This window comes from Pseudomonas sp. Sample_24 (assembly GCF_004307605.1).
Taxonomy (GTDB): Bacteria; Pseudomonadota; Gammaproteobacteria; order Pseudomonadales; family Pseudomonadaceae; genus Aquipseudomonas.
Genome location: NZ_RCNW01000026.1, coordinates 1 through 1,554 on the forward strand (window position 1 = coordinate 1; position 1,554 = coordinate 1,554).

Here is a 1,554-nt window from a genome sequence, read left to right on the forward strand (position 1 = left end):
AGCTGGATATTTTTTATACAGTGCAGTTAAAAGTTGCTCGAAAAAGAATCAACGCCTACAATTTTTTAGGCTTCTTGCGTCACGTCAGTTTTACTTACTACAACTTATGGGTAGTATGTACGCCGGCTATTTCCTCACTCTGAGGAGACAGCTACTTAATAGAAAGTCCTTGAAGGGGAACACGATGAACAACGTTCTGAAATTCTCTGCTCTGGCTCTGGCCGCAGTTCTGGCTACCGGTTGCAGCAGCGCATCGAAAGAAACCGAAGCACGTCTGACCGCTACTGAAGACGCAGCTGCTCGCTCCCAGGCTCGTGCAGACGAAGCTTACCGTAAAGCTGATGAAGCTCTGGCTGCTGCTCAAAAAGCACAACAGACTGCTGACGAAGCTAACGAGCGTGCTCTGCGCATGCTGGAAAAAGCTAGCCGCAAGTAATAGTCCTTCGGGATTGTTATCAAGCCGACCCATTTTTGGGTCGGCTTTTTTATTGCCCGGCTTTTGATGCAGGCATAAAAAAACCCGTCGATGCGAGCAACATCGACGGGCTCCTTTCAAGCATTACTGCAGCGGGTCGAGGGGTGCGCTCGATACCATCGGAGCAGCCGTGCTCGGTACGCCGATCTCCACCGGCAGACCATCTTCGGCTGCCACTACATCACGTACCACATCCCAATTCATGCGCAGATTATTGGTGATGTCTTCACGCTTGAGCATCGCATTGATCACAGCCGTGTGCTTGTCGACCACCGACGGATTGCCCTTGTCGTCCAGTGGTGTGTGCGCTTCCAGGTAAACCTTGCCGCCACTCACGCCGAACTTGTAGGAGTCGTTGATGATCCGCACCGACGTCCCGACTGGCACCATGCCGGCCATTTCCAGCACGTTGTTGTTGAACATGCGGAAGCAGCCGTGGCTGGTGCGCATGCCGATGCCGAACTTCTTGTTCGAACCGTGGATCAGGTAGCCCGGAGTGCCCAGGGTGAACTTGAACGGCCCCAGCGGGTTGTCCGGGCCGGCCGGCACCACATTCGGCAACGGGTCGCCGTCGGCGGCGTGCTCGGCCTTGATCGATGCTGGAGGCGTCCAGGTCGGGTTTGGCGTCTTGGCGATGATGCTGGTGTGGGCAATCGGCGAGCCCCAGCCTTCACGACCGATGCCCAGCGGGAAGGTGTAGACCACGTTCCGGCCTTTCGGGAAGTAGTAGAGGCGGTACTCGGCGAGGTTGATGACGATGCCTTCACGCGGCCCCGGCGGCAGAATGAAGCGGGTCGGCAGCACGATTTCGGTGCCGGCGCCCGGCAGCCATGGGTCCACGCCCGGGTTGGCCGCGACCATTTCCGTGTAGCCCAGGTCGTAGGTGGTGCCAAGGTCGGCGAAGGTATCTTCGTATTTGGCCTTGATCACTTGCACCTGGCCGACGATGTCTTCCCCAGGCGGTGGTAGTGGCAGCTCCAATGCTGCGACGGGGCCAGCTACACAGAGAGCGGCAAGTGTCAGGCAGCGGGTGACGGCAGGAAAGCGCGGCAACATCCGGAAAATCCTTCGCATGATCA

General features: G+C 57.3%; 2 protein-coding genes. One reads left to right on the forward strand and one right to left on the reverse strand.

The window, feature by feature from the left end; genetic code table 11:
- Positions 1-184 precede the first annotated feature (184 nt).
- Complete coding sequence (gene oprI, locus D8V06_RS01220) at positions 185-436, forward strand: outer membrane lipoprotei OprI (protein WP_003183784.1); 252 nt, start codon at positions 185-187, stop codon at positions 434-436.
- Positions 437-559: 123 nt separating this feature from the next.
- Here oprI and D8V06_RS01225 read toward each other — a convergent pair whose 3' ends face one another.
- Complete coding sequence (locus D8V06_RS01225) at positions 560-1,531, reverse strand: L,D-transpeptidase family protein (RefSeq protein ID WP_056856408.1); 972 nt, start codon at positions 1,529-1,531, stop codon at positions 560-562.
- Between the last annotated feature and the right edge of the window lie 23 nt (positions 1,532-1,554).